This window comes from Flavobacterium riviphilum (assembly GCF_055231795.1).
The window spans coordinates 43,668-64,625 of record NZ_JBUYSY010000004.1 but is presented as its reverse complement, the minus strand read 5'-3'; the positions used below and the strand labels follow the sequence as shown (position 1 = coordinate 64,625).

Sequence of the window (20,958 nt, the reverse complement as noted above, 5' to 3'; positions counted from 1 at the left end):
CACAACCACTAAACTTTCAATTCTAGAAAATTTCTTTCCTTTGACACAAATTACGAAAGGACAACACCTAGCTATTATCTTCTTTCTGGAACGATAATATTAATTCCCAATTGAAAGGCAGCACTTTGTGCTTTGGCAAGATCTTGTAAGGCTAAAAGGTTTTCTGCCAAAACATAAAAATTCACTGGACCAATTTGACTCGACATTCCTAATCCTATATTCGATGCCGAATAAGCATCTATGGTATAGGTAGCTTTGGCTTGTAATCCTTTAAAAATTTTCTTTCTGTAAAAAGCTGTTAAAGCCATAATTGGCGCTCTGGAGGAAGACATGGCAAAAAGTTGTAATCCAACAGCATTGTTAAAAGCTTCTTGATTTTCTTCGGAAACACAGTTACATTCCGTTGCTCTATCTTGCCCAAATGCATATTGGATGGTTGAATTCAATTTTACCGGACGCCAAGTGGTATACCCCCCTTTTAAGGTATCTCTAGGAAATGTATCTTTAAACTCTTCGGTAATGTTATTACCTCCAGTTCCGTTGAAAAAATCAGGAAGAATACCTTCATATTTATAGGTTCCATTGGCACGATAGCTTTCCACTTCTTTAGTATGGCGAATAAAACCTACATCAAGCACACTAGCGGTAATTTGAATGTTTTTTTGCGGATAATAAGTAATTCCGGCATCAAAACCAAAGCCTAAGTTACCTCCTAATAGCGCTCTTTTTTGTATATCTTTGGCTATATCAGAATCGTCACCTTTGTCATCATATTTAGCAATTCCAGAAGTATTCAACAACATATTCGCCGAGATAACTTGTTCATACATAGTATTCCCATTTGAAGGAATTGTGTGCAAATAACCTGAGTTCTTGGTTGATCGAGCATCAAAAATACTGGAATAAATCTTTCCTCTCACTCCCCAAGTTAATTTCGAATTTTCACGCTTATTGTAGCCTACGTGAAAAACACTCAACATTTCGGCACGAGCATTCAAATCACCAAGATTAAAATATTTTCCTAGATAATTTTGATTTCCATCTAATGCCAATATGGCAAAATCCTTTGGAACATAACTTAACACATCAAATTCTTCATACATTCCAAAAGAAATATAAGCGATGTTATTCCAATCGCCAATTTTAAATCCTCCTTGAAAGACCTCCAATTGTTGATTAACACTTGCTTTGTCATTTCTTGATGTTGAAAAAATAATAGTACGCAATTTGGTATTAAAATTCACCCCATTGTCCGCAAATAAATCATAAGCAGAAAATCCAGTTGAACCAACATTCGCAGAAATCCCAGACAATAAAGGAACACCCGCGTACCATCTATAGGTTACATCAGCCCCTGGATTTAAAGATAAAGATTGAGGAATTGCCGTAAAATTATACAAAACGGCTTTATTTTGAGCCAAAAGTACGCTTCCTAAAATTAGTAGCGCACAGGTAATAAATTTTCTCATTGAATATCAAAATAGGCGGTTACACTTGAACGTAATTTCAAATTCCCAACACTAGCCGAAGATAATGGCGGACCAGGCAATAAGGTCACTACAAAAGCAATCTTTTTGGTTTGCTTTAAAATATTAAGATTTGTGCCTTGAAATGTTTGTGTCAAAGTGGTTAGATTGGTTGTTCCAACATATGCAGGAATATTCATTTGAATCGTTGTAAGCGGTGTATTGGCTGCATCAAGAAATAACAATCGCAAAGTAAAAGCTCGATTAATGGTATTGTTGACTTCAAAAAACAAATCCGCTTTGTTTAAATTATCTCTAAAAAAAGAGTCATTAAAAACCCCTATATCTTGAGTATCTATAGAAACCGATTGTTCTGTACCATTATTTACAAACTGATTTGCCGCAACATCAAAACTTGATAAATTAGCCACAACCACTGGTTGTAACTGAATATCGTTTACCTGATCAAAATCAAGATCACTGCTACAAGACATTGTTAAAAGCAGTACAAAAAATCCAAGTAGGGTTTGCGTTATTTTCATTATTTCTCTTTATAATACTTTTTTTTCCAAACGAATAGACTTATACTTTTAGTATAGTACCTTAAAGATACTTTTTTATCTTCATTAAATTAATTTTCAAATAACAAAAATTAGTACTTTGAAACTTTGAAAACAATTTTTAATTCATAAAAAACATACATTTAAAATAGCCAGTCATTATTTTAGCTCCTTCATAGTTTAAATGATTAACATCGAATAAATTTTTAGAATTATGAATGCTTTGCAAAAATTGTTCTGTATATAACACCTTTTGGTGGCTCGGAAGTTCTTGATATATTGTGGAAACAATTTCTCTTTCTTTTTCCCTTCTAAAAGTTAGTGGTAAAAAAAAATATATTTTAGTATTATTCTTTGTAGCTACTTTATTGATATGTGAAATAATCGTAAGATATTCTGAAACATCACAATCCCACTTTTTTATCAAATCTTCCATTTTTAAAAATGAGTTAGACTTGTGATACTTATTTTCGTCCCCGAAAACAAACCTATATTCTTTAGGTAAATTCACAGAAGGTGTAATTATATTCTTCAAAGAAGTTCTTAAGTTTATCTTACTAAACAAATAGCACTCAAGATAATCCAAATTATTTATTGTATTAACTTTTGATCTTGATACTTTTAGTGCATTAAGGACGGGATGAAAAGAATAAATTATTGGAGACAACTCTATAAAAATTTTTTTGGCTTTACATTTTAGAATTAAATGCTCTGCTAAATCAATATTATGAATAAAAGTAGCACCTGATATCCCAACATTATAAACAGAATCACCCTTACTCCTTGTATTTAATAATTGAGGGATTATTCCTCTTTGAACTCTACTAGACCCAACAAAATATATTCCTTGTGTTGGAAATTTTTCTCTTTCAATTTGATTTGAAAAAAAATTAACCCCAAATATTAAACACAATATTGGAAGTAAAAATAGTATTATTTTGAATGACAACTTCATCTTGTTATTATTAAAATAAATTGTAATAATTAACAACTTTAGTACTTAATGAAAAAAACAATAAGAAAATGCAAAGCGTATAATAAAACAAATACCTATGCCATAGAGGTTGTTTTTCTATATAGGCATCTATTCTTACGGTAGTAGTTTTTCTTTCATAAAAATCCATAAAAGCAAATAACAGTAGAACCAAAAAAGTATTTGGAGTTACTAAATTCTCGAAAGAAAAATGTGGTGTAGAAAAATCAAAAAGAGTTTTAAAAAGTTCAATGACACTTTTTGAAATAAAAATTGATGATAACAACGATGCAATTAAAATATGATAGAGTATTCCTAAAAAAGAAAAAGTCCCTTCAACATTTATATATTTTCTTAATTTTCTTTCTGATATCAACCATAGGGCATTCAATACTCCCCAAACCAAAAAAGTTAAAGTAAAATCATGCCATAACGCAATACCTAAAAATGTAAAAAAAAGCAGCAGATTTGTATACCTATTCTTCCTATCATAACGAATAATAGCATAAAAAAAATAATCTCTAAACCAATGATTGAGCGAAATATGCCAACCTTTCCAAAATTTTTCCCTAGATGCTGCTAGATATACCCTACTATTAAAATTTTCCTTCAGTTTAATATTGAAAATCAAAGAAATACCTTGAAAAATTGTAATAAAGGAACTAAAAGTACAATATAGAAAAAGAAAAAAAATAAATCCATTCAACAAATAGATAGGTCCCTTCAAATTCATTTCTAAAACTACATTTAATAAAGCAAAAAGACGAGCCCCAACAACTAAATTTTTAAACAACCCCCATAGAATAAGTCTTAAACCATTTACAATTGAATCTCTTTTAAGTACTATATTTTCAATTTGAGAAAAAAAATACTTAGCCCTTGTTAAAGGACCTGAAAATAGCATTGGTAGATACGTTAAATACAACAATAGCTTAAAAAAATTCTTTTCTGGCGCTACATAATTACGCTTAATATCAATCAAATAACTAACAGCATTGAACGTTAAGTAGGACAATCCAATTAGATTAATAATTTTGGTAGCAGCATCAATTGGTGTAGTTAGATTATCTATAGTCGATTCTTCGAAAAAAATCTTCTTAACCACTAAAGGAAATACAATTGCTACTATCATCCAACCGCTTTTTTTTACCCCCTCTTTTATGTTGAACGAAAAAAAATAGGTTAAAAGAACCAAATATAAAATCAGTAATATCCCTTCTTTTGATAAATACAATAGCAACAGATTACTAGATAATGCTATTATTTTCCAATAATTTTTTTTCTGAAAAAATGGGAGAGCAATCAGAATAAGAACCACGTACAATAACAACACCAATAAACTTACATTTGGCATATTATCTATTTTTATTAAGAATGATTTTATCAGCTGTTCTCATAAAAATTTGTTTAGACCATTTCACATTAGTAACAGTATAATTTTTCAAAAAATGTATCATAGGTTGTAGGCAAATTTCCATTTCTTGACGCGCTATTGATGCTCCTAAACATTGGTGAGCACCAGCCCCAAATGACAAATGAGGATTAAAATCTCTATTTGGAAGTAAATCATTTGGCTGTAAAAACACCTTCTCATCTCGATTTGCACTTGCAATACAAAGGTACAGCTTAGAGTTTTCTGGAATAAAAATGTCACCTATTTGCAAAGGATAGGTGTTAATCCGAATCGTATATTGAAGTGGGGCACTAAATCTAAATATCTCTTCAATAATCATATTAAGTGACTTACTATCTGCTTTAGAAGTACTTTCTATGAGTTGAGGGCTTTTCAATATTTCATATAAGCCTAATGATAAATTATCTTTTGATGTTTCGAATGCAGCCATAAATGACACCAACATAATCGAATACAAGTGCTCATCGTCTAGATTCAATTCTTTGGTTTCCTCCAAAATCATATTCTTAAAAATAGAATTTTTAAAAACATTTTTATGCGAAAGAAGTTTAGCGTTTATTTCTTGATAAACTTGCTTTGGAATATATAAATCTTGAGATTTAGCTAAAAGATTGGAGAAATTTTTAACTTCATCGTATTCACAAATATCAATATTAAATGCTTTTTTTATAAAAAGATTGATGTACTCTCCACAAAAATCAACCAAATTGAAAACGTCCTTATCTTCAAAAGTTTGAATTGTGGTTTCCAAACTTTGATTTAACAAATTAACTAAATCGATAGAATGAAACGATTTTGTTATAGCTCTTCGTATTTTCCTATGAATATCTTCATTCAAATACATTGGCCATAACTGTGTACCTTTACTCAAAAAAGGACAACTATTTTCTACATTTTTAAAAATGTACGTTTCTTTCTCCCTAAAATAATCACTAAGAGAATGAACTTTAAATTTTTTCTCTTTTAAATATTTACTGACATACTCATAGTCAAAAATAAAATATGAATCGTCATATATTTTTTGTACTGGATTCTTTGACCTACAATTCTTTAAATGGTGGTAGGGATCTTCAAAATAATTTTTGGAAAAAGGATTCCATTTTACATTTGATGCTGAATCCATTGCGCAAGTTTATTAATTGTATTAAATTCTGCAAAAACTGTAGGATTTATTTCATCTAAGTTAAACTCGTTTTCAATATCAAATGCAATAGATATAGAAGCTAACGAATCTAAATTAAAATTCTCAAAAGATTCATCACAATTTATAATCTCTTTTTCAAGTCCCGATTCCTCTGCTATTTTGTTTAGCAACCAATTTTTTATGTTCATTTAATTAAAATATTTTTCCCTTTTCGTTACTACAATTTGCACAAAAATAACTATTAAAATATATTAAATTTTACAATTTAATCATTTTTTCAATTATATAGCAACGTATTATTATACTTAATAAAATAATGGAACTACAACCTAGATTTTAGTTGACAATTAAAAAAAGACTTTTATATTTATTTAAATTTGAAGATTTTCCATCCAACCCAAACTTCAAAGACAAATTTTGACGTAAGTTTTCTTTGAATTTAGCAATTAAGGCAGTTAAAACTTCGTGCTAAGATTAATGAAACGCTCCAAACAATTTTGAAGCCTCATTATAAGCACTTTCAAAACTCATGGCACTTAGATTGATGTGCTCTTTTTGCGCATTAAAAAAAGTAATCAACTTCTCCGTAGGCATATTGCCCGTCAAACGATCGGTCGCCATAGGACATCCACCAAAACCTTGAATCGCTCCATCAAATCGTCTACAGCCAGCATTATAGGCCGCTTCCACTTTTTCAAACCACTTAGCAGACGTGGTATGCAAATGTGCGCCAAACTCAATATCAGGATATTTGGGAATCAAATTAGAAAACAAATGGGTGATAACCTCGGGAGTTGAACTTCCCACGGTATCAGATAGCGATAGGATTTTAATTCCCATTTGGGCCAATTTTTCGGTCCATTCCCCTACAATTTCTTCATTCCAAGGATCGCCATACGGATTACCAAACCCCATGGAAAGATACGCCACCACTTCTTTGTTATTTTGATCGGCAATTTCGAGGATTTCTTGAAGTGTGATCAGCGATTCCGCTATCGTTTTATGGGTATTGCGCATTTGAAAATTCTCGGAAATGGAAAATGGAAAACCTAAATAATGAATCGGTTGATGGGAAGCTGCCTCTTTTGCCCCTTGCACATTAGCAATTATCGCCAACAATTTGCTTTTGGTGACAGACAAATCCAAACGGGCTAAAACTTCGGCTGTGTCCTGCATTTGAGGAATCGCCTTTGGCGACACAAAGCTTCCAAAATCAATACTATCAAAACCCACTCGCAGCAAAGATTGAATGTAGGTCACTTTTTTTTCAGTAGGAATAAATGTCTTGATCCCTTGCATGGCATCTCTAGGACATTCGATGATTTTGATTGGCTCCATTATCCAAAGATAGAAAAAGGAATTTAAGTAACAAATGGAAACAAATTCGATTTCATCCACTAAAAATTTGGCCGTATTGATTCAAAAAAAAAACTACCACAAAAAAATTCATGATAGTTTTCTTTAATGATTTATGTTAGAAAAAATATTCCCTTTTACAATCAAAGTTTATTGTTTCTTCAAAAGCGCTTTATTGATTTTCTTAATCAATGCAGGACCTTCGTAGATAAATCCAGTATACAATTGAATTAAACTAGCACCTGCATCTAATTTTTCAATTGCATCTTCGGCAGAATGAATCCCTCCCACCCCAATAATAGGAAAAGAATGATGGCTCTTTTCAGCTAAAAATCGAATTACTTCGGTAGCACGTTTTGTCAATGGTTTTCCAGAAAGCCCTCCAGTTTCATTTTTGGCTTCAGATAGTAATCCTTCACGTGAAAGTGTAGTATTGGTAGCAATCAAACCAGCAATTTTAGTTTCGGCCATGATATCAATAATATCCATTAATTGTTCATTGGTCAAATCTGGGGCAATTTTTAACAAAATGGGCTTTGGATTGGCTTTCGCTAGATTCTTGTTTTGTAAAGTTTGAAGTAATTGCGTTAAAGGTTCTTTATCCTGTAAAGCTCTCAAATTAGGTGTATTGGGCGAGCTTACATTCACCACAAAATAATCTACATAATCAAACAAAGCTTCAAAGCAATACTCATAATCAGCAGTAGCTTCTTCATTGGGGGTAACTTTGTTTTTTCCAATATTCCCACCAATCAAGACGCCTTTATTTTTCTTTAAACGCTCCACCGCTTCTAAAACCCCACCGTTGTTAAATCCCATTCTATTGATTATCGCTTCATCAGCAATCAAACGAAAAATTCTTTTTTTGGGATTCCCTTCTTGTCCTTTGGGAGTTAAGGTTCCAATTTCAATAAAACCAAAACCAAAATTAGAAAACTCTTGATACAAACGCGCTTCTTTGTCAAAACCAGCCGCTAATCCCACTGGGTTTTTAAACTTCAACCCAAAAACTTCTCTTTCCAAACGAGGGTCTTCAACACAATACAACATTCGGAAAACACTAGAAATACCAGGTATTTTGGAAATCAATTTGATAAATCCAAAGGTAAAGTGATGTACTTTTTCGGGATCAAAACAAAAAAACAAAGGGCGAATAAACAGTTTGTACATAAATAGTAAGATATTATTGTGTTGAAGTGCAAAATTAAAGAATAGATTTCAGAAAGCATAAAAAAACAACGGCTACTAGTAGTAAATGATAAAGCAAAATACAATTCGAAATATGTACCTTTGCTTAAAATCTAAACACCATGCAACATATAATTGATCGCTTTATTAGTTATGTAACGGTTGATACCGAATCGGATCCGCATTCCGAGACTACGCCAAGTAGTGCCAAACAATGGGATTTGGCCCATAAATTAGTGGAAGAATTAAAAGCAATCGGTTTACAAGACGTAACCATTGACGACAAAGCCTATATTATGGCTACGCTACCCAGTAATTTAGATAAAGAAGTACCAACTATTGGTTTTATTTCGCATTTTGATACGACGCCCGATTTTACTGGGGCCAATATCAAACCGCAAATTGTTTCGAACTACGACGGAAAAGACATTGTGCTAAACGAAGCACAAAACATCGTATTGTCGCCTAAATATTTCAAAGATTTATTGCAATACAAAGGACAAACGTTAATCACCACCGACGGTACAACCCTCCTAGGAGCCGATGACAAAGCGGGAATTACCGAAATTGTCTCTGCCATGGAATACTTACTACAACATCCTGAAATCCCCCACGGCACTATCAAAGTTGGCTTTACCCCTGATGAAGAAATTGGTCGTGGCGCTCACCATTTTGATGTAGAAAAATTTGGAGCCGATTGGGCCTATACTATGGACGGCAGTCAAATTGGCGAATTGGAATATGAGAATTTCAATGCTGCAGGAGCCAAAATTACTTTCAAAGGTAAAAGCGTACATCCTGGCTATGCCAAAGGAAAAATGATTAATTCTATGCTTATTGCCAGCAAATTTATTAACGATTTGCCCAAAGACGAAACCCCACAAGAGACCAAAGGCTACGAGGGATTTTTTCACGTGCACCACTTAAACGGAAGCATCGAAGAAACTGTTTTGGAACTGATTATTAGAGATCACTCTATGAAAAAGTTCGAAAAAAGAAAAAGACGTATCGAAAAAATGGTTCATAAAATCAACCAAAAATTCGAAAAACAATTTGGGGAACCCATTGCCATTGCCGAAATCAAGGACCAATACTACAATATGAAAGAAAAGGTGCTTCCGGTGAAACATATTGTAGAAATTGCCGCTCAAGCGATGCTGGAAGTAGATGTAAAACCAATCATCAAACCCATTCGAGGAGGAACCGATGGCTGTCAGTTATCCTACAAAGGCTTACCCTGCCCCAATATATTTGCTGGAGGCCATAACTTTCATGGCAAATACGAATATGTTCCCGTTGAAAGTATGCAAAAAGCCATTGAAGTTATCGTTAAAATTGCGGAACTTACCGCGACTACGGATTTTAGCGCCCCAAAACCCGCTACAAAAAAAAGCAAAAAGAAGTAACTACTTTTTCACTAAAAAAAATCCCAAATCCCTAACGAATAGGAATTTGGGATTTTTTTATTGGGGCTTATGCTATTATTTTTTAGCCAAAGCAGCGCTCATTTCCATAGAAATAGCGGTACGCTCCATTTTCAATTTTCCAGACATAGTTTCGATAATCACAGTAGTTTCTGCAAGTTCTGCAATTTTCCCATGTAATCCGCTTTTGGTTACGATTTTATCACCTACTTTTAAGTTGTTTTCGAATTCTTTTTCGTTTTTGGCGCGTTTTTGTTGTGGTCTAATCATGAAGAAATAGATCACCACAAACATTAATAAAAACGGTAAAAACTGTTGTAATTGTTCCATACTATTAATTTAATTTGTTGTTGTTTACATTATTAATACCCGTTAAATCAAACCTCTGCCGGTTTTATTAAGCGTTTTAGCTTCGGTTAATTCTTTAACTAGATTATCTAAAATTCCGTTGATAAAAATACTACTTTTTGGAGTAGAATACTCTTTAGCAATTTCTAAATATTCATTCAAAGTTACTTTAACTGGAATAGAAGGGAATTTGGTCAATTCGCAAATGGCCATTTTCAAAATGATAGTATCAATCTCAGCGATACGATCAGTATCCCAGTTTGGGGTTTTGTCTTCGAAATACTTAGCCAATTCCTTTTCATTCAAAAGTGTTTTTCTAAACAAATCGCGAACAAAATCTTGGTCTTCTTGATCTTTATACAATTTTGGCACTTTAAAATTACCTCCCTCAACTGCTTTCATCCCCCGCAATTGTTTCAGTAATTGTGTATTTACTGTTGGGATATCGTCTATCCAAGTAAGTTGATCGTCTTCAAGAAATTCGTACAATTTCTCGTTAGGTACAATTAACTCTTCAAAAATTGTTGCAATAAACTCCTTGTCTTCTTCAAAAGTTTGCGTTGCATTACTCATGTATTTCCCATAAGCACTACTCTCTTTAATGCTTTTGAGTAAGATATTAATATAATCCTCATGCAATGACCAGTTGGTTGCTTTTCGGTTTTCTAACGCTATACTTAAACTGTTATTTTCGGCTAACAGCTGAAAAATAGCATTCTTGATAAATTTTTCATTGGGTTTACGCTCTTGGGGTGTGGCTAAATGTTTTTGACTGGACAAAATCAAGAATCGTTGTTCGATTTTGCAAATTTCTAACAAAGAAGACGCCATAGTCAAGTATAGGTCTAAAATATTGTCGATGCTGTGAAAAAGAAATTTTTCTTGTTTTTCGAGATTATCACTCCCATTTTGATGCATAGCATAAATGGATTGCATGACTTTAATGCGGATGTGTCTTCTGTTTACCACCTTGTAAGAACTTTAAAAATTAGCCGACAAAATTACGGATTTCCATATTTATACCCAAATTACATCCAAAAAATAAAAACTAAATAAAAGCAATTTTTAAAGACAAAATAAAAGCGCCCTATTAACCCTGTCAGTTTCTTGACCAATGGTTATTAGGGCACTTTAAATTATTAGGGATAAAGCGTACTAACTTACGAAGCGTTGGCTTTTTTTCTTTCAGCTATACGTTGTTGCGCAATGGTTAGTGCGGCTTGCTGTGTGGTCATCTTGTTTTTTAGGGCAAAATCAAAAATCTCTAATGTGGTGTTGTAGATGTTTTCTGTTTTGGCCATAATTTCAGCTTTATCATAATGTGCTAACTCGGCATACACATTAATAATCCCTCCAGCATTGATTAAGAAATCTGGAGCATACAAAATACCTTTCTCTTGTAATAAGGCTCCATGAACCGTTTCGTTGGCCAATTGATTATTAGCCGCACCTGCAATGACTTTTGCTTTCAATTTGGCAATAGTTTCATCATTAAGTGTGGCCCCCATGGCACAAGGAGCATAAATATCTATAGCTTCAGAATATAAATCATTTCCAGTATAAACTTTTGCCCCATATTTATTTCCTACAGCATACATTTTCTCTTCGTTGATATCGGCTATAGTTACAATAGCACCTTCTTTAGTCAAATACTCCACCAAAGCTTCACCTACGTGCCCGATACCTTGTACCAAAACTTTTTTATCAGTCAACACCTCTGACCCAAATTGTTGTTTGGCCGCTGCTTTCATTCCCATATACACTCCAAAAGCTGTTACAGGCGATGGATTTCCCGCACCCCCTTTTTCTTCGGAAATACCGGTAACATAAGGAGTAATCTCTCTTACCGTGTCCATATCAGCGGTTTCCATACCCACATCTTCGGCGGTAATATATTTTCCGCTCAATGAATGCACAAATTCCCCAAACTTACGCATCAATTCAGGGGTTTTCTGCGTTTTGGCATCGCCAATAATAACCGCTTTTCCTCCTCCTATATTAAGTCCAGTAATGGCTGATTTGAAGGTCATCCCTCGTGACAAACGCAACACATCATTTAAAGCCTCCCATTCATTACGGTATTGAAACATTCGAGTTCCACCCAAAGCCGGCCCCATTACTGTGTTATGAATACCAATTATTGCTTTTAATCCTGTATCTTTGTCGTTGCAAAATACAATTTGTTCGTGGTTGTCAAAGGACATTTGTCCAAATACGGGGTCTAGTTTTTGTATATCCTTTGCTGTTGCTACTGTTGCATCCATAGTTAAAGGGTAGTTAGTTGTTTTGATGATTTAATAAAAATTCGATTCAAAAGTATAAAATATTTGAATATATAATAATTTATATATTCTTTTTTAATTTTTTTCACACAAACCCCACCCAGACACCCCTCTTCACTTTTTGTGTTTTTAACAAAAAAGCCAATAGAAAATTAACTTTAAGACCGTAAACCATCAAAAATGAAAGAATTACGTTATTTAGATAAATACTTTATAAAATACAAATACCGTTTTTCGTTGGGTATTATCATCACCATAATCGCACAAATTTTTTCATTATTCACCCCAAAACTAATTAGTAGTTCACTAGAAGCTATCGAAAAATTTGACCGACTGAGTAGTGTCGAAAAATCGTCTACTTTAGTCATTAGTCAATTTAAGGAATCCCTAATTCTGAATGTTTTATTAATTATTGGTACTACTTTGGTTGCTGGTTTCCTAACTTTTTGGATGCGTCAAACCCTAATTGTGATGTCGCGTCACATAGAATTTGATTTAAAGAACGAAGTGTTTCGTCAATACGAAAATCTTTCGCAAAGCTTTTACAAACAAAACCGAACGGGCGATTTGATGAACCGCATTAGCGAAGATGTCTCCAAAGTACGTATGTATGTTGGACCAGCGGTTATGTATAGCATCAACACCTTCATTCGTTTTGCAATTGTCATTGCCTACATGTACAATGTTTCGCCACGCCTTACACTTTATACATTATTGCCATTACCCATATTATCGTATGCCATATTCAAACTAAGCACCGAAATCAACAAACGAAGCACTATTTTTCAGCAGTATCTATCCAAAATTTCAAGTTTTACTCAAGAAATTTTTTCTGGAATACGCGTCATAAAAGCCTATTCATTAGAACAACAGCAACAAAACAATCTGATAGATTTGGCAGATGAAAGCAAAAGAAAAAGCCTCAATTTAGCCCTAGTACAATCACTTTTTGGTCCGTTAATGCTGGCTCTGATTGGTATAAGCAACTTAGTTGTGATCTATTTTGGAGGGGTATTATACATCAACGGTACCATTAAAAGCATCGGAACTATAGCCGAATTCATTTTATATGTCAACATGCTTACTTGGCCTGTAGCCTCTTTAGGCTGGGTTTCATCCATGGTACAAGAAGCTGAGGCGTCACAAAAGCGATTGAACGAATTTTTGAAAATTGAACCCGAAATAAAAAACACCAACACAAAGGCTACACCAATCCATGGCGACATACAATTCGAAAATGTGAGTTTTACTTACGAGGATACTCAAATCCAAGCGCTTCAAAACATTTCCTTTACTGTCAAAAAAGGAGAAACATTGGCTATTTTAGGCAAGACCGGATCCGGAAAATCTACCCTTTTGTCTTTACTGTCCAGAATGTACGATGTAAGCGAGGGTATCGTAAAAATAGACAGCACACCCATTGCACAACTTAACCTTTTCGACTTAAGAAATAGCATTGGGATTGTTCCTCAAGACGCCTTTTTGTTTTCCGACACCATCAAAAACAATATAAAATTCGGAAAAGAAGATGCCTCAGATGAAGAAGTGATTCAAGCCGCCAAAAACGCTGTGGTTCATGACAATATAGAAGGATTCAACAAGGGATATGAAACGCTTTTGGGCGAAAGAGGCATTACTTTATCAGGTGGTCAAAAACAAAGAGTTGCTATTGCAAGAGCCATAATAAAAGATCCAAAAATTCTACTTTTTGACGATTGCTTATCTGCAGTAGACACCGAAACCGAAGAAGCTATTTTGAACCACTTATTCGAAATATGTAAAGATAAAACTACAATTATTGTTAGCCACAGGGTTTCCTCTGCCAAAAACGCAGATCGCATCCTAATTCTTGATAATGGAGCCATTATTGAGCAAGGCACTCATAATCAATTACTAAACAAAAATGGCTATTATGCAGAATTGTATTTGAAACAACTTTCAGAAAAAGAATTGCTTTAAATGTTGTTTTATCAATAATTTTTTATGATTTTTGATTGCAAATTAAAACGGATCGAAAGAATTATGAGAGAAAATGATATGCTAGAAAAAGAGGAAATTTACTCAAAAGTACTTCGTGCAGGTAGAAGAACTTATTTTTTTGATGTAAGAGCAACAAAAGCAGACGATTATTACATCACCATCACTGAAAGTAAAAAATTCACAGAAGAAGACGGTTCTTTTCACTTTAAAAAACACAAAATTTACTTATACAAAGAAGATTTTGCTGCCTTTGAAGAAATTCTAAAAGACATGACTTCTTTCATTCTTAATCAAAAAGGAGAAGAAGTAATTTCTGAAAGACATCAAAAAGATTTCAAACGTGAGTTTGGCATGGAAAGCAGCGAAACAGTTACTGCAAATATTGCTAACTTTACCAATATTGAATTTGACGATATTTAATCTTTCATAAAAGACAAAGAACAAGCCCAAAAATCATTACTTTTTGGGCTTTTTTTTACACTCTACTCCATAAAACCAGTACCATTTTCCAATTCTTGTGACAGTACACAAGTTCTTTCAAGGCTTAATTTTCATTCTTTCATGCCATCTTAACAGCTTGTTAAATTTGACTACTTTCGTTTAAACTATAGGGATAAGGCAAAAAAATCAATATTTTTATGTTTCAAAACCATTCCAATGAAAAAAACATATTTCTTATTCCTTTTGGTGTTTTGTGCACAAATTCTTAAAGCGCAAACCACAACCTATACTACCCTGAAAAACATTTCATATTACGACAAAGCACTTGCTTCTGATGATGCGTATCTCAAGGAAAGATGTGTACTCGATTTGTATTATCCCAAAAACAAAAAAGGTTTTGCAACCATAGTTTGGTTTCATGGTGGAGGATTAACTGGTGGTCAAAAAGAAATTTTAGAAGGTTTTAAAGAAAAAGGTCTTGCCATAATCGGTGTAAATTATCGTCTTTCTCCAAAAGTAAAAGTTGTCAATTGTATTGAAGACGCAGCCGCTGCAGTAGCCTGGGCTTTTCGTTCGATAGCAACTTATGGTGGCGATCCTTCCTTGGTTTTTGTATCCGGACATTCTGCAGGCGGTTATTTGACTTTGATGTTGGGTTTGGAAAAAAAATGGCTTCAACAACACGAAATCGATGCTAATACAATTGCCGGCTTGATTCCTTTGAGCGGGCATACCATTACTCATTTTGAAAGAAGAAAAGAACTTGGCATTCCCGACACGCAACCTCTGATAGATTCATTGGCTCCTTTATTCCATGTTCGAGCCGATGCACCTCCTTTGTTACTCATTACTGGTGATCGCGAATTGGAACTATTAGGACGTTACGAAGAAAATGCGTATTTGATGCGCATGATGAAAGTTAAAGGTCATACCTCCACGCGATTGTTAGAATTAGATGGCTATGACCACGGTATGGTAACACCAGCCCTTCCATTGGTGATAAAAGAAGTAGAGCGTATTTCCACTATAAAACAACAAGCTACCAAATGAAACCAAAACTTCTGATTGTACCTGGCTTAGGAGATTCCAAAGAAAATCATTGGCAAGACATTTGGCTACATCAATTGCCCAATACTGAAAAAATAGTACACGACGATTGGGAAAACCCAAAGCTTTCGGATTGGTTAGCACAACTTCAAACAACTTTAAGTACCATACAAGAGCCAACCCTTTTAATTGCCCATAGTCTAGGAGCCATTTTAGTAGCACATTGGTCCAATACTTTCCAAAACCATTGGGTAAAAGGAGCCTTATTAGTTGCACCCGCCGATGTAGACTCCAAGAAACACACCCCTGCTTGTATTTGGAATTTTGCTCCAATCCCCACAACACTCTTCCCTTTCCCAACTCTAGTTGTAGGAAGCGAAAACGACCCCTATATGCCGCTAAACCGTACCGAAGCTCTAGCAAAACATTGGGGCAGTCGTTTTGTAAATTGCGGCGCAATAGGACATATCAATTCCGATTCTGATTTAGGAAATTGGGTAGCTGGGCAAGAACTTCTACAATCACTAATTGAAAGTGTCAATTTAACCGATACGCCACCCGTTCTCGATTTTGAAATCCGGCGCTAAGAGCACCACATCACTTAACTCCCCCACGGCTCCTAGCACGAGACATTCGCTGCTAAAGGGACCTATTTGTTTTTTGGGAAAATTAATAACGGCTACAATTTGGCGCCCCACCAAGTCTTCTTTAGTGTATCGCTTTGTAATTTGGGCAGACGACTTGCGAATACCTATTGCTACACCAAAATCAATGGTGAGTTGATACGCTGGTTTTCTAGCTTCGGGAAAATCATCAACTTTTAGGATGGTACCCACACGCATGTCGACTTTTTCAAATTCGGACCAAGTCAGGCTTCTGTTTTGTGCTTCGTTCATTAGATATTGATTGTTAAACGAATACAAATTACATTTTTTTTTAAAATTAGTTTCGTATTTTTATCAAAACTTTAAATCATTGATTATGAACACCATAAACCATTACCCAAGAGTCTTCTCCCATATTGGAATATCAGTACCTAACATAGAAGCAGCCGTAGCCTTTTACAAAGAAGTAATGGGTTGGTATGTAATTATGGATGCCACCACGGTTCAAGAAGAAAAAGACACTGCGATTGGACAAATGTGTATCGATGTTTTTGGTTCGGGCTGGGGCACTTTTAAAATTGCTCATATGTCAACCGGAGACCGCATTGGTATTGAATTATTTGAATTTCCACAAAACAACAAACCCAAAGCAGACTTCGAACCCTACAAGACTGGAATTTTTCATTTTTGTGTACAAGACCCCGATGTAGAAGGACTAGCTAAACGCATCGTTGAAGCTGGTGGAAAACAAAGAATGCCCATACGAGAATACTATCCTGGAGAAAAGCCTTATAGAATGGTATACATGGAAGATCCATTTGGAAATATCATAGAAATCTACTCTCATTCCTATGAACTACACTATGGAGCAGGAGCTTACCAACACGAGTTGTAAATAAAAAAAAATCCCAAAGCAACACTATTGTCAGCTTTGGGATTTAATAAAATATAATAAAGTTTATTTTACGTCCATCAATTCTACGTCAAAAATCAAAGTAGCGTGTGGAGGAATTACACCACCTGCACCACTTGGTCCATAAGCTAAATCAGATGGGATTACAAAACGGGCTTTGTCCCCTACTTGCAATAAGGCAATACCTTCGTCCCAACCTTCAATTACTTGCCCTTGACCTAAACGGAATTCGATTGGTTTTTTTCTTGCATAAGATGAATCGAACACTTTGCCATTATCTAAAGAACCTTCGTAATGTACAGATACGGTTTTTCCATTTTCGGCTTTTTTACCTGAACCTCTTTGAATGAATTGGTAGCGTAAACCACTTTCTGTTTTTTGAAAACCAGCCGCTAATTGTTCCATTTTAGCTTCAGATTCTGCTTTAAGAGCCGCTTCTCTTTTCATTCTTGCGCCTTTCAAACTGATGAAAGCCTCAATAGCATTCCAATTCTTAGCTTCTTCCCCTACACGAATAATTTCAAGGGTTTCTAGCAAATCGCCTTGAGCTACAGCATCCACAACCTCTTGACCTTCGATAACATGACCAAAAACAGTGTGTTTGTTGTCCAACCAACTAGTTGGTACGTGAGTAATAAAAAACTGAGAGCCATTAGTACCAGGACCGGCGTTGGCCATAGATAAAACTCCAGGACGATCGTGTTTCAAAGAAGGATGAAATTCGTCATCAAATTTATACCCAGGATCTCCCGTTCCAGTACCTTTAGGACAACCACCTTGAATCATAAAATCAGGAATCACGCGGTGAAAATTCAGACCATCATAGTATTTTTGACCCTGAGGTTTCACTTTGTTTTCCATATTTCCTTCAGCCAATGCCACGAAATTACCTACTGTTCCAGGTGTCAAATCGTGCGTCAATTTTACTAAAATCGAACCCTTTGAGGTATTGAATTTAGCGTATATTCCGTTTTCCATCGTTAATATTTTTTAATGAGCGGCAAATTTACAAAATTTAAAGCGAATTAAAATCCAATTATTTTTTTTGCGTTCGGGATTGTCCGGCTTCTGAAATTGCTAAACTGGTCTTTCTTGTAAGCGATTTAATATGTTCGGCTTTACGAAATCGAAGAGCACTCCAATCCGCATCAATAGCCACCATACGCACAGGCTCAAAACCTAGTTTTCCTAGCGCTTCCCAACCATTATCGCGATTGAACTCACATCGATATTTTTTAGACGTCCCTTTGGGATAACAAAACCAAAGCACCGCATCTGTGGTTAACTTGGGATGAATCACGGCAATCGCTGTTTCAATTTCCTGCAATCTTGTCACAAAAACCAGTACAAAATCAATACTTGCACTGTTGACCATATCAAATTCAAATGCTGCAGTTGCCTCCATTGCTTGAATTTCTGTTGCAAACGTATCGGGGGCATCAACTACTAAAACAGTCGTTTGATTTTTATAGTTTAATTTTTTAAACAAAGGAGTCATAACAAATACGAGTGATTAAAATGTTTCTAACAACCAATAACAATTCCGAATTTACTCTATGCAATTCCAAAAAAATATCGGTTGACTTTATTCTTTTAGTCCAGCATTTTTCAAATAAGGCTCAATAGTCATATCGTGCCCAATAAAAGTTTTGAAAGCTTGATTCAAATCGACACTATTTCCAACAGATAAAATGTATTTTACAAATCGATTACAATTCTCACGAGTCATTCCTCCATTAGCTTCAAACCAATCGTAGGCATTATAATCTAAAACCTTGGACCAAGTATAAGCATAGTAACCTGCAGAATACCCACCACCCCAAATATGTGCAAAATAGGGTGTATGATAACGAGTAGGCACTTCATTTACTAGTAGCTGATACTTTTTCAACGCTTCTTGCTCAAAAACTAAAGCTGGCTTCACTTCTGATTCCTTTTCAATGGTGTGCCAAGCCATGTCAAGCGTAGCTGCCGCCAATAATTCGGTAACCACATAGCCTTTATTAAACGTATCGGCTTTTTTTATTTTTTCGATTAATTCTTGCGGTATCGGTTGTTGCGTTTGATAATGCACAGCATAGTTTTTCAGTACTTTGGAATCAAGAGCGGCATGTTCATTAATTTGTGAAGGAAACTCTACAAAATCTCTAGGCACTGCAGTACCAGAAAGAGTTACGTATTTTTGATTAGCAAATAATCCATGTAAAGTATGCCCAAACTCATGAAAAAGAGTCGTAACATCATCAAAACTTATCAAAGAAGGGTTACCCAAAACCGGTTTGACAAAGTTATACACATTTGAAATCACAGGCTTTTGATTCAAATAATGCGATTGATTGACATAATTGTTCATCCATGCCCCTCCATTTTTGTTATCGCGAGCATAAAAATCCAAATAGTAAATCGCAATAGATTCATTTTTATCATTGAACACTTCATACACTTTTACATCAGGATGATACACCGGCAAATCGTTGCGCTCTTTGAAAGTCAATCCATACATTTGCTGAGCGGCATAAAACACCCCTTTTTCAAGCACGTTTAAGATTTCAAAATAAGGCTTAATCTGGCTTTCATCTAAATCATACTTCGCTTTGCGCACTTGTTCTGCGTAGAAATCCCAATCCCAAGGTTCTAATTTAAAACCACCATTTTGAGCATCAATTAAGGCTTGAATAGCTTGGGCTTCTTTTTTTGCTTTGGCTACTGCAGGTTGTGCCAACTGAGCCAACAACTCCATTGCTGGTTGAGGTTTTTGAGCCATTTGATCCTGAATTTTCCATTCGGCATAACTCTTTTTTCCCATCAATTGTGCTTTTTGCAAACGTAATTTAGCAAGTTTTTCAACAATTTCACGCGTATCACCTTCATCTCCTTTTTCGGCTCTCGTCCAAGAAGCTTTGAAAATTTTTTCACGAGAAGCACGGTTTTTCAAACTCATCAAAACGGGTTGCTGTGTAGTATTGATAATATCTATCTTGTATTTACCATCTTGACCGGCTGCTGTGGCGTTAGCTTTCGCTATCTCAATTTCTTGAGGAGTAAGTCCTTCTAACTCATTAGCGCTATCAAAAAAAACCGCTGCATTTTTACGAGCAAGCAATAATTTATTAGAATACAATGTACTCAGGGTTGCCAATTCCTCGTTTATTTTTTTCATTTTCAATTTGTCGGCTGGCAACAAATTAGCCCCGGCCAACTCAAATTGCTGAAGGTAATACTCGGTAAGTTTTTTATCCTCGCCTTTCAATTTGGAAAGCGGTACTTTTTTAATTCTTTGATAGAGTTTACTGTTGAGATAAATTTTATCATTATGCGCTGCAAACTTTGACGCATATTCTGCTTCCAAAGCCTGCAAAGAAGGATTGGTGTTGGCCCCCACCAAATTGTAGAAAATTGTAGTAGCTCTTCCTAAATCGACACCACTTAATTCCAAAGCCAAAACCGTGTTTTCAAAAGTTGGAACTGAAGTAGCATTGGCGATTTTCTCCACTTCTTCTTCATGAACTCTCAATCCATAATCAAAAGCAGGTTTAAAATGCTCGTCTTTAATTTTATCAAAAGGAGGCGCTTGATATTGCAATGTACTGCGTTGCAAAAGAGGATTATCCATAGTGATCTTGTTTTTTTGGGCATTTGCATTGGTTACCAGTAGAGTACAAAAAAGTAAAATACCACCTGCACTAGCCATTTTGGAAAAAGTATTCATGCTTAAAATGTTACAAATTATTTAGGCTTTAAAAGTACTAAAAAAAACAGAATTGAAGTCATCCCGCCATAGTGTGCGGCAACTTGCTTTCGTTTGAATTGATTGATT

The 20,958-nt window shown here is 34.9% G+C and carries 21 protein-coding genes; 6 read left to right on the top strand and 15 right to left on the bottom strand.

Annotated features, from left to right (window positions below):
- Positions 1 to 74 precede the first annotated feature (74 nt).
- The 8 genes from ACZIX2_RS06310 to ACZIX2_RS06275 form a co-directional block, all read right to left on the bottom strand.
- A complete protein-coding gene (locus ACZIX2_RS06310; protein ID WP_463339244.1) occupies positions 75 to 1,469 on the bottom strand; it encodes a DUF5723 family protein in 1,395 nt (464 codons plus the stop codon).
- The gene (locus ACZIX2_RS06305) at positions 1,466 to 2,008 is read right to left on the bottom strand and encodes a hypothetical protein (RefSeq protein WP_463339243.1); all 543 of its coding nucleotides are present in this window, start codon (positions 2,006 to 2,008) and stop codon (positions 1,466 to 1,468) included. Before ACZIX2_RS06305 ends, ACZIX2_RS06310 begins: the two co-directional genes overlap by 4 nt.
- A gap of 139 nt (positions 2,009 to 2,147) precedes the next feature.
- The gene (locus ACZIX2_RS06300) at positions 2,148 to 2,981 is read right to left on the bottom strand and encodes a hypothetical protein (RefSeq protein ID WP_463339242.1); all 834 of its coding nucleotides are present in this window, start codon (positions 2,979 to 2,981) and stop codon (positions 2,148 to 2,150) included.
- A gap of 10 nt (positions 2,982 to 2,991) precedes the next feature.
- Positions 2,992 to 4,131 carry an MBOAT family O-acyltransferase gene (locus ACZIX2_RS06295; RefSeq protein ID WP_463339241.1) on the bottom strand — a complete coding sequence of 380 codons (1,140 nt, stop codon included), beginning with the start codon at positions 4,129 to 4,131 and terminating at the stop codon, positions 2,992 to 2,994.
- A 223-nt stretch (positions 4,132 to 4,354) separates the two neighbouring features.
- Positions 4,355 to 5,536: a cytochrome P450 gene (locus tag ACZIX2_RS06290; RefSeq protein WP_463339240.1), complete on the bottom strand. Its 1,182-nt coding sequence runs from the start codon at positions 5,534 to 5,536 to the stop codon at positions 4,355 to 4,357.
- Positions 5,515 to 5,745: an acyl carrier protein gene (locus ACZIX2_RS06285; RefSeq protein WP_463339239.1), complete on the bottom strand. Its 231-nt coding sequence runs from the start codon at positions 5,743 to 5,745 to the stop codon at positions 5,515 to 5,517. The genes ACZIX2_RS06290 and ACZIX2_RS06285 overlap by 22 nt, the downstream gene beginning before the upstream one ends.
- A gap of 286 nt (positions 5,746 to 6,031) precedes the next feature.
- Positions 6,032 to 6,895 carry a hydroxymethylglutaryl-CoA lyase gene (locus ACZIX2_RS06280; protein WP_463339238.1) on the bottom strand — a complete coding sequence of 288 codons (864 nt, stop codon included), beginning with the start codon at positions 6,893 to 6,895 and terminating at the stop codon, positions 6,032 to 6,034.
- A gap of 168 nt (positions 6,896 to 7,063) precedes the next feature.
- Positions 7,064 to 8,083 (bottom strand): quinone-dependent dihydroorotate dehydrogenase, encoded by a 1,020-nt coding sequence (locus ACZIX2_RS06275; protein WP_463339237.1) that lies wholly within the window; start codon positions 8,081 to 8,083, stop codon positions 7,064 to 7,066.
- 140 nt (positions 8,084 to 8,223) lie between these two features.
- Between ACZIX2_RS06275 and pepT the strand changes: the two genes are divergently transcribed.
- The gene (pepT, locus tag ACZIX2_RS06270; RefSeq protein ID WP_463339236.1) at positions 8,224 to 9,507 is read left to right on the top strand and encodes a peptidase T; all 1,284 of its coding nucleotides are present in this window, start codon (positions 8,224 to 8,226) and stop codon (positions 9,505 to 9,507) included.
- Between the two features lie 75 nt (positions 9,508 to 9,582).
- On the opposite strand, the gene yajC is transcribed toward pepT, so the two are convergent.
- The 3 genes from yajC to ACZIX2_RS06255 all read right to left on the bottom strand — a co-directional run bounded on the left by yajC (position 9,583) and on the right by ACZIX2_RS06255 (position 12,137).
- On the bottom strand, positions 9,583 to 9,855 hold the full coding sequence (gene yajC, locus ACZIX2_RS06265; protein ID WP_463339235.1) for a preprotein translocase subunit YajC: 273 nt from the start codon (positions 9,853 to 9,855) through the stop codon (positions 9,583 to 9,585).
- A 42-nt stretch (positions 9,856 to 9,897) separates the two neighbouring features.
- Positions 9,898 to 10,809, bottom strand: coding sequence for a transcription antitermination factor NusB (gene nusB / locus ACZIX2_RS06260; protein WP_463339234.1), 912 nt, complete (start codon positions 10,807 to 10,809; stop codon positions 9,898 to 9,900).
- Positions 10,810 to 11,033: 224 nt separating this feature from the next.
- Positions 11,034 to 12,137: a Glu/Leu/Phe/Val family dehydrogenase gene (locus ACZIX2_RS06255; protein WP_463339233.1), complete on the bottom strand. Its 1,104-nt coding sequence runs from the start codon at positions 12,135 to 12,137 to the stop codon at positions 11,034 to 11,036.
- A 198-nt stretch (positions 12,138 to 12,335) separates the two neighbouring features.
- On the opposite strand from ACZIX2_RS06255, the gene ACZIX2_RS06250 reads away from it, so the two are divergent.
- From ACZIX2_RS06250 to ACZIX2_RS06235, 4 genes are all read left to right on the top strand, one after another.
- Entirely contained in the window at positions 12,336 to 14,114 is a 1,779-nt protein-coding gene (locus tag ACZIX2_RS06250) for an ABC transporter ATP-binding protein (protein WP_463339232.1), read from the top strand.
- A gap of 63 nt (positions 14,115 to 14,177) precedes the next feature.
- Positions 14,178 to 14,555, top strand: a complete 378-nt coding sequence (locus tag ACZIX2_RS06245) for a PUR family DNA/RNA-binding protein (protein WP_463339231.1) — start codon at positions 14,178 to 14,180, stop codon at positions 14,553 to 14,555.
- Between the two features lie 237 nt (positions 14,556 to 14,792).
- On the top strand, positions 14,793 to 15,626 hold the full coding sequence (locus ACZIX2_RS06240; protein WP_463339230.1) for an alpha/beta hydrolase: 834 nt from the start codon (positions 14,793 to 14,795) through the stop codon (positions 15,624 to 15,626).
- The gene (locus ACZIX2_RS06235) at positions 15,623 to 16,210 is read left to right on the top strand and encodes an RBBP9/YdeN family alpha/beta hydrolase (RefSeq protein WP_463339229.1); all 588 of its coding nucleotides are present in this window, start codon (positions 15,623 to 15,625) and stop codon (positions 16,208 to 16,210) included. Before ACZIX2_RS06240 ends, ACZIX2_RS06235 begins: the two co-directional genes overlap by 4 nt.
- Here ACZIX2_RS06235 and ACZIX2_RS06230 read toward each other — a convergent pair.
- On the bottom strand, positions 16,166 to 16,519 hold the full coding sequence (locus tag ACZIX2_RS06230) for a tRNA-binding protein (protein WP_463339228.1): 354 nt from the start codon (positions 16,517 to 16,519) through the stop codon (positions 16,166 to 16,168). The genes ACZIX2_RS06235 and ACZIX2_RS06230 overlap by 45 nt on opposite strands.
- An 85-nt stretch (positions 16,520 to 16,604) precedes the next feature.
- Here ACZIX2_RS06230 and ACZIX2_RS06225 point away from each other — a divergent pair, with 85 nt between their 5' ends.
- On the top strand, positions 16,605 to 17,123 hold the full coding sequence (locus ACZIX2_RS06225) for a lactoylglutathione lyase family protein (protein WP_463339227.1): 519 nt from the start codon (positions 16,605 to 16,607) through the stop codon (positions 17,121 to 17,123).
- A gap of 63 nt (positions 17,124 to 17,186) precedes the next feature.
- Here the strand turns inward: ACZIX2_RS06225 and ACZIX2_RS06220 are convergent, their stop codons facing one another.
- The 3 genes from ACZIX2_RS06220 to ACZIX2_RS06210 form a co-directional block, all read right to left on the bottom strand.
- The gene (locus tag ACZIX2_RS06220; RefSeq protein ID WP_463339226.1) at positions 17,187 to 18,119 is read right to left on the bottom strand and encodes a peptidylprolyl isomerase; all 933 of its coding nucleotides are present in this window, start codon (positions 18,117 to 18,119) and stop codon (positions 17,187 to 17,189) included.
- A 58-nt stretch (positions 18,120 to 18,177) separates the two neighbouring features.
- Positions 18,178 to 18,639 (bottom strand): hypothetical protein, encoded by a 462-nt coding sequence (locus ACZIX2_RS06215; RefSeq protein WP_463339225.1) that lies wholly within the window; start codon positions 18,637 to 18,639, stop codon positions 18,178 to 18,180.
- Positions 18,640 to 18,726: 87 nt separating this feature from the next.
- Positions 18,727 to 20,850, bottom strand: coding sequence for a M3 family metallopeptidase (locus ACZIX2_RS06210; protein ID WP_463339224.1), 2,124 nt, complete (start codon positions 20,848 to 20,850; stop codon positions 18,727 to 18,729).
- Between the last annotated feature and the right edge of the window lie 108 nt (positions 20,851 to 20,958).

Coding starts and splice junctions, on each gene's coding strand:
- ACZIX2_RS06240 (WP_463339230.1), top strand. CDS start 14,793: ATGAAAAAAACATATTTCTTATTCCTTTTGGTGTTTTGTGCACAAATT.
- ACZIX2_RS06300 (WP_463339242.1), bottom strand. CDS start 2,981: ATGAAGTTGTCATTCAAAATAATACTATTTTTACTTCCAATATTGTGT.
- ACZIX2_RS06285 (WP_463339239.1), bottom strand. CDS start 5,745: ATGAACATAAAAAATTGGTTGCTAAACAAAATAGCAGAGGAATCGGGA.
- ACZIX2_RS06310 (WP_463339244.1), bottom strand. CDS start 1,469: ATGAGAAAATTTATTACCTGTGCGCTACTAATTTTAGGAAGCGTACTT.
- pepT (WP_463339236.1), top strand. CDS start 8,224: ATGCAACATATAATTGATCGCTTTATTAGTTATGTAACGGTTGATACC.
- yajC (WP_463339235.1), bottom strand. CDS start 9,855: ATGGAACAATTACAACAGTTTTTACCGTTTTTATTAATGTTTGTGGTG.
- ACZIX2_RS06215 (WP_463339225.1), bottom strand. CDS start 18,639: ATGACTCCTTTGTTTAAAAAATTAAACTATAAAAATCAAACGACTGTT.
- ACZIX2_RS06305 (WP_463339243.1), bottom strand. CDS start 2,008: ATGAAAATAACGCAAACCCTACTTGGATTTTTTGTACTGCTTTTAACA.
- ACZIX2_RS06295 (WP_463339241.1), bottom strand. CDS start 4,131: ATGATAGTAGCAATTGTATTTCCTTTAGTGGTTAAGAAGATTTTTTTC.
- ACZIX2_RS06225 (WP_463339227.1), top strand. CDS start 16,605: ATGAACACCATAAACCATTACCCAAGAGTCTTCTCCCATATTGGAATA.
- ACZIX2_RS06280 (WP_463339238.1), bottom strand. CDS start 6,895: ATGGAGCCAATCAAAATCATCGAATGTCCTAGAGATGCCATGCAAGGG.
- ACZIX2_RS06230 (WP_463339228.1), bottom strand. CDS start 16,519: ATGAACGAAGCACAAAACAGAAGCCTGACTTGGTCCGAATTTGAAAAA.
- nusB (WP_463339234.1), bottom strand. CDS start 10,809: ATGCAATCCATTTATGCTATGCATCAAAATGGGAGTGATAATCTCGAA.
- ACZIX2_RS06275 (WP_463339237.1), bottom strand. CDS start 8,083: ATGTACAAACTGTTTATTCGCCCTTTGTTTTTTTGTTTTGATCCCGAA.
- ACZIX2_RS06210 (WP_463339224.1), bottom strand. CDS start 20,850: ATGAATACTTTTTCCAAAATGGCTAGTGCAGGTGGTATTTTACTTTTT.
- ACZIX2_RS06235 (WP_463339229.1), top strand. CDS start 15,623: ATGAAACCAAAACTTCTGATTGTACCTGGCTTAGGAGATTCCAAAGAA.
- ACZIX2_RS06250 (WP_463339232.1), top strand. CDS start 12,336: ATGAAAGAATTACGTTATTTAGATAAATACTTTATAAAATACAAATAC.
- ACZIX2_RS06220 (WP_463339226.1), bottom strand. CDS start 18,119: ATGGAAAACGGAATATACGCTAAATTCAATACCTCAAAGGGTTCGATT.
- ACZIX2_RS06290 (WP_463339240.1), bottom strand. CDS start 5,536: ATGGATTCAGCATCAAATGTAAAATGGAATCCTTTTTCCAAAAATTAT.
- ACZIX2_RS06245 (WP_463339231.1), top strand. CDS start 14,178: ATGAGAGAAAATGATATGCTAGAAAAAGAGGAAATTTACTCAAAAGTA.
- ACZIX2_RS06255 (WP_463339233.1), bottom strand. CDS start 12,137: ATGGATGCAACAGTAGCAACAGCAAAGGATATACAAAAACTAGACCCC.